The following is a 16,527-nucleotide window of genomic DNA, read 5'->3' on the forward strand; positions in this document are numbered from 1 at the left end:
CACCCTGGGTATGCCCACATTAATGGTTTTTAGTCATTCGATAACCATTCACTTTTCAACTAAGCTCTGTTGAACACAGAGCCATTAGAGGCTCCCCCCAAAAAAGCTGAAGGCTGTCAGCATTAAATTCGCTGTACCAAGCAAACTAAAGCCCCCCGGAAATCACGCATAAAATCTAGCAGAGTCCAGATTAAAAGTATCATATAAAACGCAACAATCTATATAACAACTGGAAATCATGAAGCCTTTAATTATTGCAACCATCACTTACACCTTTAACAACTGTCCCCCCAGCAGTCGCAATCCGTAGTGATCATAAACTCAAGTCTATAAATGCCGGCCGCCTTACGCCGAAATTAAAAAGCTGCTATCGGATAGATCATTGAACGCGGATACTTTGCTTTTGAAGAAGCGTGCAGTATTACTTTTTGCTATTTAATTCTTTGTTATCCAAACAAACGAGACATGAAAGACCACATAGTTCAGTGATAAGAAGTTTAGTGGTCTGTGTCGATCACAGCTTCTTGCGAGCTGGCCAGCACTATTTGCAGCGCCTGCAGGTGCTGCACCGCGGCCTCCATCAAGCTCGTGGCGATCTCGTCCACATGCCTCCGCTGCCAGGATTCCAGGGGCGTGCCCTTGACCCACTGGTTGAAGGCACCGAGCGCCGGGCCGGTCTGTACCTGGTAGTTGGCCTGGTCCGCGCTTTCGCCGCTGAAGGCCAGCTTGGTCGAGTAGGCGAAGTACCAGCGAAACACCCGGGCCATGCGCACCTTGGGGTTGCTTCGGGCCAGGGCCAGGTCTTCTTCCCGGCCCTGGGCCAGCAGATAGTGCTCGCACTCTTGCCAGACCTGCTCCAGGGTGCGCTTGAAGAACAGCCGCTCCAGCACGCCGCGAATGTTCTGCGGTATCGCCTCGAGGCTCTCGTAATGACAGTAGAGCGCATACAGGCGGTTGGCCCGCATGGGAAACAACACCCCTCGCTTGAGTACCTGCACCCTGCTCCCCCGCTCGAACAGGTCCCCCGCCGGGGCATAGGCCATGTCGTGGATGCTCACGTCCTGCAGCATGGTCTTGACCAGGTCCGTAGCGCCCGACTCGACCGTGCACTGGTTGATCGACCCGGTCAGGATGAAGTCGGCCCCCATCGCGAAGGCCGCCGCCGCGGCTGCGGGAGTGCCGATGCCCCCAGCCAGGCCGAGGCAGATGGGCTCGGCATACCCCGCCCGGGCTTGCAACGCGTCGCGCAACTGCAACATTGCCGGCAGCACGATGGTCGGGATACCGCCATCGGTATGCCCGCCGGAATCGGCTTCGACGCAGATGTCATGGCTCATGGGTACCTGCCGAGCCAGTTCGGCCTGCTCCTCGGTGATATCCCCGGCCCTGCGCAGCGCCGCCACCAGCGCCTCCGGCGCCGGGCTCATGAAGGCTTCGGCCACCTCGAGCCGCGAGACCTTGGCCAGCACCCGGTGCCTGCACACCAGCGTGCCGTCGGCGTCGCGCGCAAGTCCGCGCAGCCGGAACAGCACCAGCGGCAATGTGATCTCGATGAAGGCCGCCGCCTCGATATTGCGAATGCCGCGGGCCAGGTACATCTCCACCGTCGCTCGCTCATGACGAGGATCGTCGTACTCCGCCAGCAGGTTCAGCCCGTAGGGCTCGCCCGCCGGCAGCGCGGCTTGCAGCGTGCCGATCGCCTGTTCGATCTGCGCCAGGCTCAAGCCTCCGGTCCCCAGGTAGCCGAGCAGGCCGGCCCGGCCCAGGCGGATCACCAGCTGCGGTGAAGCAGTGCCGCGATACATGGCTCCGGCGACATAGGCGTACTTCAAGCCGTAGCGCCGGCGGAACAGCGCACTGCCCAGGTTCTGCCCGCCTTGGCGCCGTTCGCTTGTCGCGGTGCCGACCATCCGTGTCATTGGGTCGGGAGCATTTCCCATATCCATGTCCTCGATCAAAGTCAGTTCCTAGATCAACCCGGCATTGGCCAGTTCCTTCAGGTAGCCCGAAATGAACTTCCGATCGATCGGCGCCAGCCAGTCCTGGGCCACCGGACCGTCGATGAGCGAGCGGGTGCGTTCGGCAAATCTGTGGCTGTCGAACTCGGGCTGGTTCAATACCTCCTGTAATTCGTCCAGTTGATAGATCGATGAATACAGGCTGTAGGATCTTGGCCGGGCGTCCAGCGCTTGCAGGCGGGCCACGAACTCCTGGCTCCAGGCTTCGGAGCTTCCCAGCTTCTCGAGCGGATAACCCAGCTCCCGTACCCAGTCCACCAACACGTCCAGGCTGGGGGCGTCGGGCGCGTTGCTCTGGACGTGGTAGATGGAGTACCCGGCCTCCACGCCCAGGCTGATCTGGGCAATCGAACGTGCGGCCGCATCCACCGGCAACCCGCGAAATATCGGGGTCATGGAGCGGGAACTGTCTAGATGGAAAGACGGCGGAGCAATAGCGGTTTGCACCAAGCTGACCAGAAAGCGCGAGAAGATGTCGGCGAAATTGACGAACCCAGGCTGGGTACTGTGGGGCAACAGCATGCCGCAACGGAACACCTTGACCGGTATCGCCCACTTCTCCCATGCCTCCTGCAAGAGTACCTCCCCGGCCCACTTGCTGGCCGCATAACCGGCGGCGTAGCGCCCTGCTCCAAGGCAGTGGTCATACAGGTCCAGGGCCTTCTCACTCTCGTGGATCGGCTCGTTCCGGTGCACCGCACTGCCCACGGCGATGCTCGAGATGAAGTTGATGGCCTTCTTCTTTCCCGAAAGCGCCAGACGTATCACCTCGGCAGTGCCGTGGACATTGGTCCCGTGCAACTGGTTGTAGGCCAGCATGTGATTGACCAGGGCGCCGTTGTGCACGATGGCCTCGACCTTGTGCACCAGCATGTCCCAGGTCGGTTGCGCAAGGCCCAGGCGCGGCTTGGTCAGGTCGCCCGCCAAGACCACCAGACGTCCGGACCGCTCCAGCGCGACCAGGCGTTGTTGCAGTTCGGTGGACGCCGCCAAGCTCTCGAGCAGGCGCTGCCGCGCTGCTGCATCCGAAGTTGCCCGCACCAGGCAATACAGGGTCCCCGCGCGTGGAGCCAAGCCTTGCGCCAGGTCCAGGGCAAGGAAGCGCCCGGCGAACCCACTGGCCCCGGTCAACAGGACCTGGCTTGGTGGTAGATCGGTGGGTTGCGCAAGTTTCGCTGCCGCGCGCAGGATGTCTGAACCGATCAGGGTGTCCAGTCGAAGCTGGTTCGCCAATACCCGCGATGGCGATTCAAGCTGGTGGCCGGCGGGTGATGCCATCGCAGCCGATACCGGAGCCGGATCAAGCGATGGCTGAGACGGAGTCGTTGCTCGCTGGGGCGCGCTTGCCACCGGCTGCGGCGTACCCGGGATAACGGGCGACTCGGTGCCTCGTAGTTGGCCGACCAGGGCCGCCAGCTGTCTGATAGTCGGGTGTTCATAGACCTGGCTGGTATTGATCGAGATCGAGTAACGCTGGTTTATCTCGCGGATCCACTCCACGGCGATAATCGAATCCAATCCATGTTCGGCGAGCATTTCTTCGGGATCGATTTCCTGGCTGTCGATGCGCAAGGACTGGGCAAGGCTTGTCGTCAGTTCCTGCTCCAACGCACCCTGGTCGACCTGGGTACGCAAGGAGGCCGAGGCTGGCGCGGCGACCTGCGGCTGCGACTGGATAGCGATCGTCACTGCGCGTTCCATCTGCGTCGTCCCCAAAGACTGGCCGGAATCCTGCTCGTCGGCTGCGGTATTCAAGGCAACCGCCCTCGGGCGTTCCCTGGCTTGTTGCACCAACTTGGCCATCTCGCGAATCGTCGGGAATTCATACACCTGGCTGGTGTTGATCGAGATCGAATACAGCCGATTGAGTTCACGAATCCACTCCACGGCGATGATCGAATCAAGACCATGTTCAGAGAGCATCTCGTCAGGGTCGATTTCGTTGACGTCAATCCGCAGCGCCGCCGCCAGGGTTTCCTTGAGAGTCCGCTCCAACTCATCCAGCCCAGCGTTCTGCTGATGGAGATCCGCTACGGTGTCGATATCGGAGATGCTCCGGGGTGCCTGCGTGAGCGCATGGGCTGCGGCCACCTGCACCGTGGAATGCCCGCTCGACGCCCCGCCCTGGGAAGCTACGGCCCGTAGCTCGGCGCGCTCTTCCGTCGCCCGCAGGCGCAGGCCCCGTGGCTTGCCGGGCAACGACGCAATCGGCGCAGGCTCGCGGTGCGGCTGGCTAGCGCGCGGTTTGGCGGATGCTTGCACCCAGCATCGCTCCAGGGCGAAGGGATAGGTCGGCAAGCTGATCCGCCGCGGCCGCTGCTGGCCATACAAGCGCGTCCAGTCGATCTCCAGGCCCAATACCCACCACTGCGCCAGTCGCCCCAGCTTGCCCTGGGCGATCAACCTGCTGGCGGTTTCCTGCAGGTCCTCGTCCGCCTGGAAGATCATTTGCATGCCCGGATCGCGCTTGATATCGCCATGGAAGATCTCGCCCTGCCCACCCTCACCGCCCAGGTAAGCCCGCAGCCGGCCGCGCAGGCCATCGGTGGAGTCCACCACGCAAGCCAGGCGCACCTTCATCGCCTCGCGCCCTACCTGCAGGGTGTACGCCAGGGATTGCAGGTCCGCTTCGCGGTGCTCCAGAAAGGCCAGCAGTTGCTCGACCCGCGCCTTGAGTCCCGTGGCGTCCCGGGCCGAGAGCAGCACCAGCACCGGCTTGGCTTGGGCCGGTTGGGCCGGGAGCGACTGCGGCCGATATTCCTCCAACACCACGTGGGCATTCACCCCGCCAAAGCCGAACGAGCTGACCCCGGCGCGCCTGGGCAGCACATTGCCCCGGCCATCGGCGAGCGCCGGCCAGGGTCGCTTGGCATCCACCACATAGAACGGACTGCCTGCGAGTTCGATCTGCGGGTTCAGCGGCTGGCTGTGCAGGCTCTGGACCAGGCACCCATGGCGCATCTGCAATAGCACCTTGACCAGCCCCGCCACTCCGGCCGCCAGTTCCAGGTGGCCGATGTTGCTCTTGATGGTTCCCAGGCCGACGCTGCGCTCGGCCAACGCATCCTTGCCCGCCAGCGTACGGAACGCCTGCTTCAGGCCCTTGATCTCGATCGGGTCGCCCAGCTCGGTGCCGGTGCCATGGGCCTCGATGTAACCGATGCTGCTCACATCCACCCCGGCTTCACGCAACGCCGTTTCGATCACTTTGGCCTGGGCCTGCGGATTGGGAGCGGTCAGCGAGTTGGCCTGGCCGCCGTGATTCTGCGCGCTACCGAGGATCAAGCCATGGATCTGGTCGCCGTCACGCTCGGCCGCGGACAGTGGCTTGAGCATCAGCATTGCCACCCCTTCACCCCGTACATAACCGCCAGCCCTGGCCGAAAACGCCCGGCACCGACCATCGCCGCTCAGCACCCCGGCATGCATGAAGCTCTCATGGGCCTCTGCTGAAAGCAGCGTGTTGACGCCCCCCACCACCGCCTGGTCGCACTGCCCAGTGCGCAACAAGGTCACGGCCCGATGCACGGCCACCAGGGAACTCGAACAGGCGGTTTCGATGGGCTCGCTCGGCCCATGCCAGTTCAGCCAGTAGCTCATGCGATTGGGGCCCATCGATCCAGCGGTGCCCACTGCCAGTGCCGCGGTCACGGCCTCGCCGGACTGGGCCAGCAACTGGGCATAACCCGTGGCGCAAGTACCCACCAGCAGCGCGGTATTGCTGCCCGAGAGGCTTTGCACCGAATATCCAGCATCCTCGATCACCTTGTAGACCTGCATCATCAGCAAGCGGTGCTGGGGGTCCATGCCCTGGGCCTCGCGGCGTGAAATATTGAAGAAGGCTGGATCGAACCCATCCAGGTCTTCCAGCACTCCGGCATGGCGCAAGGCGGGCTCTGGCCCGGCGCCAAACCGCCCCAGGGGCAACTCACCGATGCAGTCGCGGCCTGCCTCGAGGTTGCGCCACAGCGCGTCGATGTCCTCGGCCTCAGGGAAACGCCCGCTCATGCCGATCACGGCGATCGGCTCGGCGCCCGCCCTGGTCGGGCCGGGCTCGCCACGCGAACCTTGGGCTACAGCGACCCTGGGTACGGCAGCCTGCGGCGCGCTCGCTTCGGACGTTCGGGGCGCCTGGGCTGGGGTAAAGAACAGCTGCAGTTCGGCCCGGTACTCCTGCGCCAGGTAGCTGGCCAGCGCGGCAATCGTCGGGGTCTCGAAAAACTCCGAGGGCGCCATGTCCAGGCCATAACGCTCATTGAGCAGCCGGGTAAAAGCCGTCGAAGCGATCGAATCGAAACCGAACTCACCAAAGGGCGTATTCCGGTCCAGCTCTTCACGGGCGATCTTCAGGTAATCGGAAATCATCTGGGTGATTGCCGCTTCGACCTGGGTCGCCAGTTCCTGGGCATCCAGGCCGGATGGCGCCACAGGCGACTGGGCGCCTTGAGCTTCAGTCGTGGGCCCGGCAGGTGCGGCGAAAAGCGGTTCGATGGGCGTGACGGCATGGCGCACGACGCCGTCGCTGATGGCCAGGATGATTTCCTGGCTCAGGGCCTGGGTCGTGCCGCACGGGATGTCCACGCCATGGAACCCTTGTGTTTGCAGCACCCAGCGCCAACTGGCGGGAGTCAGCATCGGCGTGCCCGGGATACGCAGCTCTGGGTCCTCGGCCAGCCACCACCCGGGCAACAGGCCGAACGTCAAGTGCCCGAACAGGTGTGCCTGGGTGGCCTCGTTCAAGAGCAACAGTCCGTTGCCCTTGAGCAGGCTCTTGACCTGCCCCAGGGTCCGCGTGATGTCTCGGGTCGCATGCAGCACGTTCGCCGCCACTACCACGTCATATCCACCGGCCTGGAAACCCTGGCTCGAAGGGTCCCGCTCGATATCCAGCAAGCCGGTTCGCAGGTAACCAGCCTGGGGCGCGTAGTGCTGCTGGGCATGCTCGAGAAAGGCCGGTGACACATCGGTATAGGCGTACTCGTCGATCTGTCCGGCATATGGCGCCAAGCGCGCCAAGAGCCCGGCACTGGTGCCGCCGGTCCCGGCGCCGACCTCCAGGATCCGCAGGCGCGCCTGGGGCTCAAGGCGCAAGCGCTGCTCGACATAGGCCTGCAGCCGCTCGCCCAGCACTGCGTTGAAGTGATCCGCCACCGGGTGATCCCGATACAGGGCTTCGACCCCATCCAGTCGCCCTTCGGGGAACAGCACCTGGGTCGCCTCCCGTTCGCCACGCAATATCGTCGGTAATGCCCGCAACATCTGATCGAGCAGGCGTACCTGGGTCTCCAGGCCGCGCGGCTCGGCTCCTGCCAGTACCTGTTCGCAGTAGGCCTGCCACTGCGACCACTGCTGGTCCCAACCGGTATCCGCCTCGGAATGGCCGGCCAGGCGCAACGCCGCTGCACGCCAGCGCTGGTATCGCGGTGCCAGTCCCTGCTCGGTTGCCAACCAGCCGTGCTCTTGCAGCAGGCTGTACAGCAGTGGCTTCAGGCGTTGCTCCAGCACTTGCCAGGCACTGGCCGCGGCAACCGGTGGGGCAAGTACCGGCGTTAGCGGCAGCGACACCGCAGGCACCGCGGGCATGAGTTCTGCCACTTCATCGCTGGCGATGCCCCAGGCGGGGGCGACCCTGGCCAGGTCCAGCTTGGCGAACCCAAGACGCTCCAGTGGGCCGGCCAGCCAGTTTTCCAACCACGCCATGGCCTGCGGGGGTTCGATCGAGCCGATTCCGGCCTGGGTCATCCGCGCCCGGTAGTCGGGCGATGCCACCACTCCGACCCCACCCCAGTAGCCCCAATGCACCAGCTTCACCGGATAGGGACGTTGCGCACTGCGGGCAAATTCATCGACGAAGCAACAGCCAGCGGCGTAGTTTCCCTGCCCGGCCGCCCGCGCGAAGCTTTGCAACGACGAGAAGTACAACATCAGGTCCAAGGGTTCGTTGCCGAAGGTCGCGTCCAGGTTCAGCGCCGTTTCCTGCTTGGCCGCCAGTGCCGCCTCGAAGGTCTGTTCATCCATCTGTGCCAGGCTGCGATCGGCCAGCACCAGCGCAGCATGCACCACGCCATGCACGGCGCCGTAGCGCCCGCGGATTTCGCCCAGCGCCGCTTCCAGGGCGGCGCGGTCGCGGCCGTCGGCCTGCAGGTACAGGGGCGCCGGGCCCAGCGCCGCGAGGCGTGCACACTGATCGGCGATCGCCTGGTCCTCAGAGCGCCGGCCCAGCCATACCACCTGGGCCTGGTACTGGCGGATCAGGTATTCGCTGAACGCCACGCCAATGCCGCCGGCACCGCCGAGGATCACATACACCCCTGCCTGGCGGAAGGCCGGTTGCGCCGGTGTGGTGAGCTGGCAGGCCAGCAAGCGTTGGCGATAGCCACGGCCCTGGCGATAGGCCAGGGTTTCTCCGGCCACGCCTGGCGTGCGGCCGAGCAGCGCCGGCCAGGGAATCGGGTCTTGCGGCGCCAGGTCCACCAGGTCCAGGCGCCAATTGGGGTATTCCTTGGCCAGGCTACCGATCAGCCCGTGCACACTGGCCTGGAAGGGGTCGCCCAGCTCCTGCGGGCCTACACCCAGAGCCTGGCGGGTGACGACGCAAAGGCCCAGCGGCCGCCCGCCGTGCCCCAGCTCCAGCAGGGCCTTGATCAACAGGAAGGCGGCCTTGGCGGCCCAGGGCTGGCCTGGCGGAACGTGCCAGACCAGATGCTCGAACGGCTCCTGCTGCTGGAGCCAGGACTGCCAGGCGCCCTGGCCGCCGGCGGTCAATTGGCGTTGCTCCACCTCGTCGCAGATTTCCACCACCCGGCCCACAGGCCGCGAATCGCTCAGCGTATTGTCCGGCTGCTCGAGGATTGGCTCCCAGGCCGGCATCAGGCTCAGTTCCTGGAGCGGGTCGGTGCCCTTCGCCGCCAGCGGCGATTTATCCGCCGGCGCCCGGCTGCTGAATCCGTTCAATCGCACCATGACTCGTCCCTCGCTGTCTGTCAGATCGATATCGATCCCGCGTTGTTTGCCCCGGTCGTTCGTAGCGGGTCGCAAGATCGCCCACACCTCGGGCGGCAGCGCTTGCCACTGCTCGAGCCGCTGTAGCGCAAAGGGCAATGCCAGGGCGTCTGACGCGGTCAGGCCCAGGCTGGCCTGCAGCGCGCCATCGATCAGCGGCGCAGGCAAACCGACTCCAGGGGCCGTACTAGCGCCGCGCAATCGCGCAAGCACCAGGTCGTCACCCAGCTCCAGGCCCTGCAGCACCTGGAAACTCGGGCCATAGTCCAAGCCAAGCCGGGCGAAGCGCCCATAGCAGGTGGCACCGTCTAGCTGGCGGCCACACCCCGCGCGCAGTTGCTGGAGGTCGACCCGTGGTTGCTTAGCACTGCTGTCCAGCCGCGCCCGGCCCTGGCTGTACACCAATGGCTCGTCCTGGCCAGCGCTGAAGATCCGATAGGCAACAGTGCCTTCGCCCTGCTCCCGCAGGCCGACATGTACTTGCAGCGGCGAGCGGAGCGCCAGGGGGCGCAGCCAAGTGATTTCCTCCAGTAGCACTGGATGCTCGGCCGGCAAGCCATGGGCCTGGGCCATGGCCGCGCGTGCCCATTCCAACTGCATCGCCGCGGGCACCAACGGCTGCCCCGCAACCTGGTGATCGCGCAAGAAGAACTCGTCGCCCGTCAGGGTCGTGGAGAAACGCTGTTCACCTGCCTGCGAGCCGCTGTACTGGAACAGGGGCTGCAACGGGCTCTGCAACGCTGAAGGCAGCGGCCCGGGCTCGTCGCGCTCATCCGGGGGCTGCTCGATCCAGTAGCGCTCCCGGGCGAACGGATAGGTCGGCAGGGCAATACGGCCCCCGGGCTGCTCGGGGTAGAGCGACCTCCAGTCGATCTGCGTGCCTTCGACCCACTCCCTGCCCAGCTCCAGCAAGGCCAGCCCGTCGGCCCCAGTCAAAGCCTTGGCCGGGTCGAAATTCCCCGTGCGCGCAAGAGACTTGCGAACATCGCCCACCACTACCCGTTCGAGCGGCTGACCTTCGATGAAAGCTGCCAGTGTCGCGATGACCTGCCCAGGCGCGGTGGCGACAAAGGCCAGGCGTTGCTCCAGGGGCGCCCGCCCAACCTGGAGCGTATGGGCCAGGGCCGGCCAGTCCACATCCGTAGTGTTCTCCAGGAACCCTTTGAGCCGTGCGGCGTAGCTCTTGAGCTGCGCGGGGCGTTTGGCCGACAGCACGATCAGCAGCGGGTGCTGCTCGTCCAGTTCCACCCTGGAGCGACTGGCCTGTGGCCGGCGATACTCCTCGAGCACCAGGTGGGCATTGGTGCCGCTGATGCCGAACGAGCTGACCGCCGCGCGCAATGGAGCCCCGCTGGTAGGCGCCCAGGGTTGGGCCGAGGTACAGACGAAGAACGGCGATTGTTCCAGCTTGAGGTCAAAATGCTCGTTGGGGCTGCTGTAGTTGAGGGTCGGCACCAGTTGCCGATGGCGCATCTGCAACAGTACCTTGTGCACACCGGCCACACCGGCGGCGGCCGAGGTGTGGCCGATGTTGCTCTTGACCGAGCCCAGGCCGCAGAAACCCGGTTCCCTGGTGCCCTCGCGAAATACCGTGGACAGGGCATTGAGTTCGATCGGATCGCCCAGCTTGGTACCCGTGCCGTGCATTTCCACGTAGCCAATGCTGGCCGGATCGATGCCGTGGCGCTGGTAGACTTCGCGCAACAGCGCGGCCTGGCTGTCCTGGTTGGGCGCGGTCAAGCCATTGCTTCGGCCGTCCTGGTTGATCCCCGAGCCGATGATCAGCCCGTGGATCAGGTCGCCGTCGCGCTCGGCATCCGCGAGCCGCTTGAGCACCAGCGCGCCCACGCCCTCCCCTGGCACGAAGCCGTCGGCCTGGTTATCCAGGGTCCGGCATTTGCCCCTGGGTGAAAGGACTCCGGCTGCGCACATGCAGACGTACAGCTCCGGCATCAGGTACAACGCCACCCCACCGGCCAGCGCCAGGTCCACTTCGCCGTTGCGCAAGGCCTGGCAGGCCAGGTGCATGGCCACCAGTGACGACGAGCAGGCGGTATCCACCGGAATCGCCGGTCCCTTGAGGTTGAGGAAGTAGGCGATGCGGGCCGCGGCGATCGCCGGGCTGCTGCCAATCATGTCCACCAGGCCCAGGCGCTGCTGGACCAGGGTGCCGTACTCGCTACCGCTGATGCCCAGGTACACGCCGCAGCGCGACTCGCTCAGTTCCTGTGGTGCTAGCCCGGCATCCTCGAAAGCCCGGTAGCCCTCCTCCAGGAACAGGCGCTGCTGCGGATCCATCCGTTGCGCCTCGGTGGGGGCGATATTGAAGAACAGCGGATCGAAGCATTCGATGTCCTCCAGGCTGCCCAGCCACTTGCTGTAGGCCTTGCCCGGCGAAGGTATGGCCGGGTCGAAATAGGCATCGACGTCCCAGCGCGTGGCTGGAATCTCGCCCACGCAGTCGCGGCCGTCCACCAGGTTGCGCCAATAGGCCTCCAGCGAGTCCGCCCCGGGATAGCGGCCGGACATGCCGACGATGGCGATGGCTGCCTGCTCTGGGCAGGCCTGGAGCAATGGCTTGGCGGCCTGTTCGCTGGCGCCAGGCGTGGCGGTGGTTTCGTCCTGCGGCGATCGTGGGTCCATGAATCGACTCCTTCAGTTGTCTGGCAAACCATCCATTGTTCGCGGCCACCCATGGGCCCAGGTCCTTACTGGACCCATTCGTACTCGCGGTGGAATTCCTTGATTTCCCGCAGAACCAGCTGTGGACGGTCCGCACGTGGCAACTGCGGATGCACGCTGCAGGCGTCGTCGATCCGTACGTTGCGGGTGCCGAAGCGCACCTGCGTGTTGCTCTGCAACAGCCCTTCGTACTCGCTCATCGACAGCTGGTAACGGTTATCGAGCTGGCGCTCGATCTCCTGGGCACGCAGTTGCACCTGCCCCTGGTGGCGCACCACGCCGCTGTAGAACTCCGAACAGCAGCCCGAGCCATAGGAGAAGCAACCGATGCGCCCCGGCGATTCGAAGCGGCCATTGGCGATGGTGCTGGCCAGCGATAGCAGCACGGTGCCGCCCATGATGTTGCCGACCCGCTGGCAATAGCTGAGTCCCGGCGTCACCCGGCGCTGGAAATCGGCCTCGATGTCCGCCGGCGCGGCCCGGACCTGCTTGCGCATCATGGTGCGATGCGCGCCCTTGATCATCCCGCCGAAGGGCGTATGGAACGCCAGGTAGCGAAACGAGCCGACATAGTCGACGTCGCCGACGCGCTTCTGGTACTCGAGGAATGCGTTTTCGCAGCAGTCCAGGTAGGACAGTAGCGACAGGTCGGAGTCACCGGCCTCGGTATCCGCGGTTGGCCGGCAGGTGTCCATCACTTCATAGCCGTAGTAGCCGTTGGCGCCAACGTCGATGTCGAAGACCCGCGGCTGGTCACTGACCAGCATCGCCACGGCGCCGGCACCGGTGCTGGGCTCGGCGAAGGACCAGTCCTCGGTGAGGGCGCTGCCACCGGTGGTCATGTGCCGGGCCAGGTCGGTGGAGATCACCAGCGCCTTGGCCCCCGGCGAGACCTGGGCCAGGATGAAGTTCACCGCCATCTGCAAGCCCGCGGTGCCCGAATAGCAAGCCTGCTTGAGCTCGAACAACCGACAGTTGCGGTTCAGTCCCAGGTGGTGATGGACGTAGGTGCTCAGCGACTTGCCGAAATCGATCCCCGATTCCGAGCAGGTGATCAGCAACTCGATCCGGGCCTTCTCTTCGGCCGACAACGCCTCCACCAAAGGGTGTGCTGCGTTCACCGCATAGGTCACCGGGTCCTCGTCCAGCAGCGCGACGGTCTTTTCCTTCATCAGCAGATTATTGAAGCGCGCCGTATCCAGCTGGCGGTGCGCGGCCAGTTCGGCAACGTCCAGGCAGGCTCGACCGCCGAACACATTCATCGCTTCGATTCCTACGGATAGCATTGGCTTTCTCCTTGGTTGTTCATCGCTCATGACGCGTCAGGCACAACGCGGTGTTGATGCCGCCAAAACCCATGCTCAGGGTCAGGGCGTGCTCTATCGAGTGCGGCCTTGCCACATCACGGATCCAGTCGAAGGACGGATCGATCGGCGTATCCAGGTTACGGCTCGGGTGCAGGCGCCCTTCGCGCATCTGCACCAGCGTGGCAATTACCTCCACGGTGCCGGCGGCGGTGAGCCCATGGCCAAGCAGCGACTTGCTGGTGTTGAGGCGCACGTGGCCCAGGCCGCTGTCGCGCAGGGCAGCCAGCTCCACCACATCGCCCAGGGGCGAGCCGGTCCCGTGGGGGTTCACATAGTCGATCTGCCCCGGGGCCAGGCCCGCGCGTTCCAGGGCTTGGGCGATGGCGCGCATCTCGCCCTCGCGCGATGGGTCGGGATTGCGGTTGGCATCCATGGTCCAGCCCCAGCCGGACAATTGCGCATAGGGCCGGACGGTGCTGTGCGCGGGGTTGGCCAAGCGTTCCACCACCACCGCACCGCAGCACTCGCCATAGATGAAGCCGTCGCGGTCGCGGTCGAACGGCCGGGCCGCCTGCATCGGCGCATCGGCATAGCGCTCGGAGCCCATGGCCCCCAAAGAACGCAACGCCTGGCACTCCCAATGCGACAGATCCATCAGGGCGCCCAGCGCGATCGCCACATCCACCTGTCCCGACTGCACCGCCTGTAGCGCCTGGATCACCGCAACCAGGCCGCTGGCCGAAGCGCCACCCACGGTGCAGGCCATGCCCTGGATGCCGAACTGCTGGGTACACAACCCGCACAGGTCGCTGTCCATGAACTCGACGCCATGACCCGGCCGCACGAAGGCCTCGCGCCCGGTGTAGCGCTCATGGAGCTGGGCCAGTTCACGTTGCTGCAGGTTGCAGCCGCCGACGACCAGGCCGATGCGCTGCGGGTCCACGTCCTCCAGGCGGGCGTCCTGCCAGGCTTCATGCAAGGCCACCAGGGCCGCCTCGGCAGTCAGCGACAACTGCCGGAACAGCCGTGGCGAACGCTCCGGCGGCAGTTGCAGGGGGCCGAGTTCGGCGCCGAGAAAACGGCTTTGCCCCTGGCGCCCGGGGCGTTGCAGCACGCCGAAAGCGGCGTCGCCGGCCAGCAGTGCGCGGGTAAAGGCCTCCCGGCCCTGGCCGATGGCGGAAACGATACCGACACCGGTGATCGCAACGGGTAGTGGTCGAGTGGCAAGCATGTTGGCACCAGGATTGTCGATTCGGGCGAAGGCAACGGGCCGGCCCATGGCTGCATGGATGGCTACAACGCCTGGATCTCGTCGAGGGCGAAGTAGCCGTTGTGGCCTTGCAGGTAGACCGCGGCCCGGTGGCCCAGCAACACCAAGGCGGTGCTGCGGGTCAGCTGGTCGCCGTCGACCCGTAGCGAGCGCACGCGAGTGCCGGCGGGATGCCGGGCATTCCACTGGGTGACCTGCTCGATGGCGCTGTGCAGCGCCGCTTCGTGAGGCCCAGGCGCCGCGTCTCCCGGCGAAACCGCAACGCCAGGCACAGGCAGGCGGCTGCCAGCGCGGATCTTCTCCACCAGCTTGGTCAACACCTCGCCATGGCCGACCTCTTCGAATTGCACCTCGCCCTGGGCCAGCAGGTATTGAATGCTCTCGCACCATTGCACTGGATGGGTCAGTTGCCGGACCAGGTTGTCGGCGATCGCTTCCTGGCTATACGGCTGGGCCGAAACGTTGGCGATTACCGGCTTGTTCGGCGGCGCCAGCTCCAGGCCTTGGAGATACGCGCGAAAGGCATCGGCGATCGGTTGCATGTAGCGCGAGTGGAAGGCACCACTGGTATTGAGCGGATACAGCATGCCGCCCGTGGCCTCGACCGCGCTTTCCAGGCGCGCCAGCTCGGCCTTGGGCCCGGCGATCACGCTCTGCAAGGGGGCGTTGTGAATCGCCAGGTCGACACCATCGGCCTGTTGCGCCTGCAAAAGCTCCACCAGCGCGTGGCGCCGCAGGTTCATGATCGCGGCCATGCCCCCCTCCCCGCCACTGACCTGGCTCATCAGCTCGGCGCGGCGCTGGACCAGGCGCAGGCCCGATGCGAAATCGAAGCACTGCGCGGCCAGCAGGGCGTTGAACTCACCCAGGCTGTGGCCGGCGAAACCATCCGCCTGGGCGCCATCGCGCAACCGCTGGAAATAGGCCAGGGCGTTGACCACATAGATCGCCGGCTGGGTGTAGCGGGTCTGGTCCAGCAGGCCATCCGGGTCATCGAGGCACAGGGCCTTGATCGAATAATCGAGTATGTCGCTGGCCGCTTCGGTCAGCTCGGGAAACTCATCGAACAGCTGGCCACCCATGCCGCGCTGCTGCGAACCCTGGCCGGGAAAGATGAACACCTTCATTGGCACCTCCATTGTGCATTGCCCCTGGCGGCGCGCCAGACTTGGCGCGCCCTGCCCGCTCCATCCGTGCTACACCGCCCGCGCCTCGAGCCGGGTGTGGATCAGGTCCGCCAGTTCGCCGATATTGCCCGGGCCGAACAGCTCCACCCGAGGAATGCTCAGGGACAGCGACTCCAGCACCAGCATCACGATTTCCGCGCGATCCACCGAGTTCGCACCCAGGTCACGCAAGCGGTCGCCGCGGGTGAACGCATGGCTGGCAAGGGTGGGAATCACTTGTCGGACGTGACGGACGATCAATTCGAATACCTGTTCTCTGGTCATGCTTGTGCCTCGCTATTGAAGGAATATCGCACCGGGCAATGGTTAATCAGTTGCCGAACAGTGCCTTGATGCGCTCTCGCACCTCGGGGTGATGGAAGGTTTGCTCGTGCATCTGCACCTCGCGGGCCGTGACCGCGGGCAACTGCGCACGCAGGCCAGAGGTGAGGTGCGCCTTGAGGGTCACCAATGAATGCCGGGGTTTCTCGGCCAATTGCGTCGCCAGTTCATGGGCATGGGCCAGCACGTTCGCCCGTGGCAACACCGGGAACGGGATGCCGCGGCCGGCCAGCTCGTCGCCGCGATAGTTCTCGGCAGTCATCAGCAGTTCCTGGGCCAGCGCCAGGCCGAGCTTCTCCTGCAGCACCAGGGTCGCGCCGAACCCCGGGGTGAAGCCATAGCGCATGAAGTTCGCCGCATACACGCTCTCGCGACTGAGCACCGCCAGGTCGGCGAACAGGCCGAACACCAGCCCGCCACCAATCGCATGCCCCTGCATGGCCGCCACTACCGGGATCTCGCAGGTCAGCGGCAATTCGTAGATCGGGTAGTCGGTGAACTGGCCGCGCCCGTCGGCCAGCTCGAGCAGCATTTCCTGGGTGCCGCCGGTGCAGAAGTAGGTGTCGTAGCCGGTCAGGACCACCACCTTCCACGCCGGATTGCTACGCACTGTTTCGAAGGTACGGATCAGTGCCTGGGCCAGGCCAGTGGAGAATCCGTTCTTGTGGACGCGATCGGTCATGGTGACCTGCACGATCGCTGGCGTTACCTGTTCGAGCTGTACCAGATCGTCGCTCATA

At 65.0% G+C, this 16,527-nt stretch carries 7 protein-coding genes; all 7 read right to left on the reverse strand.

From position 1 onward, the window contains the following. Nucleotides 1-497 precede the first annotated feature (497 nt). Complete coding sequence (locus I9018_RS25045) at nucleotides 498-1,940, reverse strand: PfaD family polyunsaturated fatty acid/polyketide biosynthesis protein (protein WP_241107806.1); 1,443 nt, start codon at nucleotides 1,938-1,940, stop codon at nucleotides 498-500. A gap of 27 nt (nucleotides 1,941-1,967) precedes the next feature. Further along, nucleotides 1,968-11,663, reverse strand: a complete 9,696-nt coding sequence (locus I9018_RS25050; RefSeq protein ID WP_241107807.1) for a thioester reductase domain-containing protein — start codon at nucleotides 11,661-11,663, stop codon at nucleotides 1,968-1,970. 65 nt (nucleotides 11,664-11,728) lie between these two features. Further along, complete coding sequence (locus I9018_RS25055; protein WP_241107808.1) at nucleotides 11,729-12,988, reverse strand: hydroxymethylglutaryl-CoA synthase family protein; 1,260 nt, start codon at nucleotides 12,986-12,988, stop codon at nucleotides 11,729-11,731. A gap of 19 nt (nucleotides 12,989-13,007) precedes the next feature. Further along, nucleotides 13,008-14,240, reverse strand: a complete 1,233-nt coding sequence (locus tag I9018_RS25060) for a beta-ketoacyl synthase N-terminal-like domain-containing protein (protein ID WP_241107809.1) — start codon at nucleotides 14,238-14,240, stop codon at nucleotides 13,008-13,010. A gap of 62 nt (nucleotides 14,241-14,302) precedes the next feature. Then, nucleotides 14,303-15,406 carry an ACP S-malonyltransferase gene (gene fabD, locus I9018_RS25065; protein ID WP_241107810.1) on the reverse strand — a complete coding sequence of 368 codons (1,104 nt, stop codon included), beginning with the start codon at nucleotides 15,404-15,406 and terminating at the stop codon, nucleotides 14,303-14,305. Between the two features lie 69 nt (nucleotides 15,407-15,475). Beyond that, nucleotides 15,476-15,730, reverse strand: coding sequence for an acyl carrier protein (locus I9018_RS25070; RefSeq protein ID WP_022644439.1), 255 nt, complete (start codon nucleotides 15,728-15,730; stop codon nucleotides 15,476-15,478). 46 nt (nucleotides 15,731-15,776) lie between these two features. Next, a complete protein-coding gene (locus I9018_RS25075; RefSeq protein WP_241107811.1) occupies nucleotides 15,777-16,526 on the reverse strand; it encodes a polyketide synthase in 750 nt (249 codons plus the stop codon). Between the last annotated feature and the right edge of the window lies 1 nt (nucleotide 16,527).

This window comes from Pseudomonas sp. MPFS (genome assembly GCF_022537035.1).
Classification (GTDB): domain Bacteria; phylum Pseudomonadota; class Gammaproteobacteria; order Pseudomonadales; family Pseudomonadaceae; genus Aquipseudomonas; species Aquipseudomonas sessilinigenes.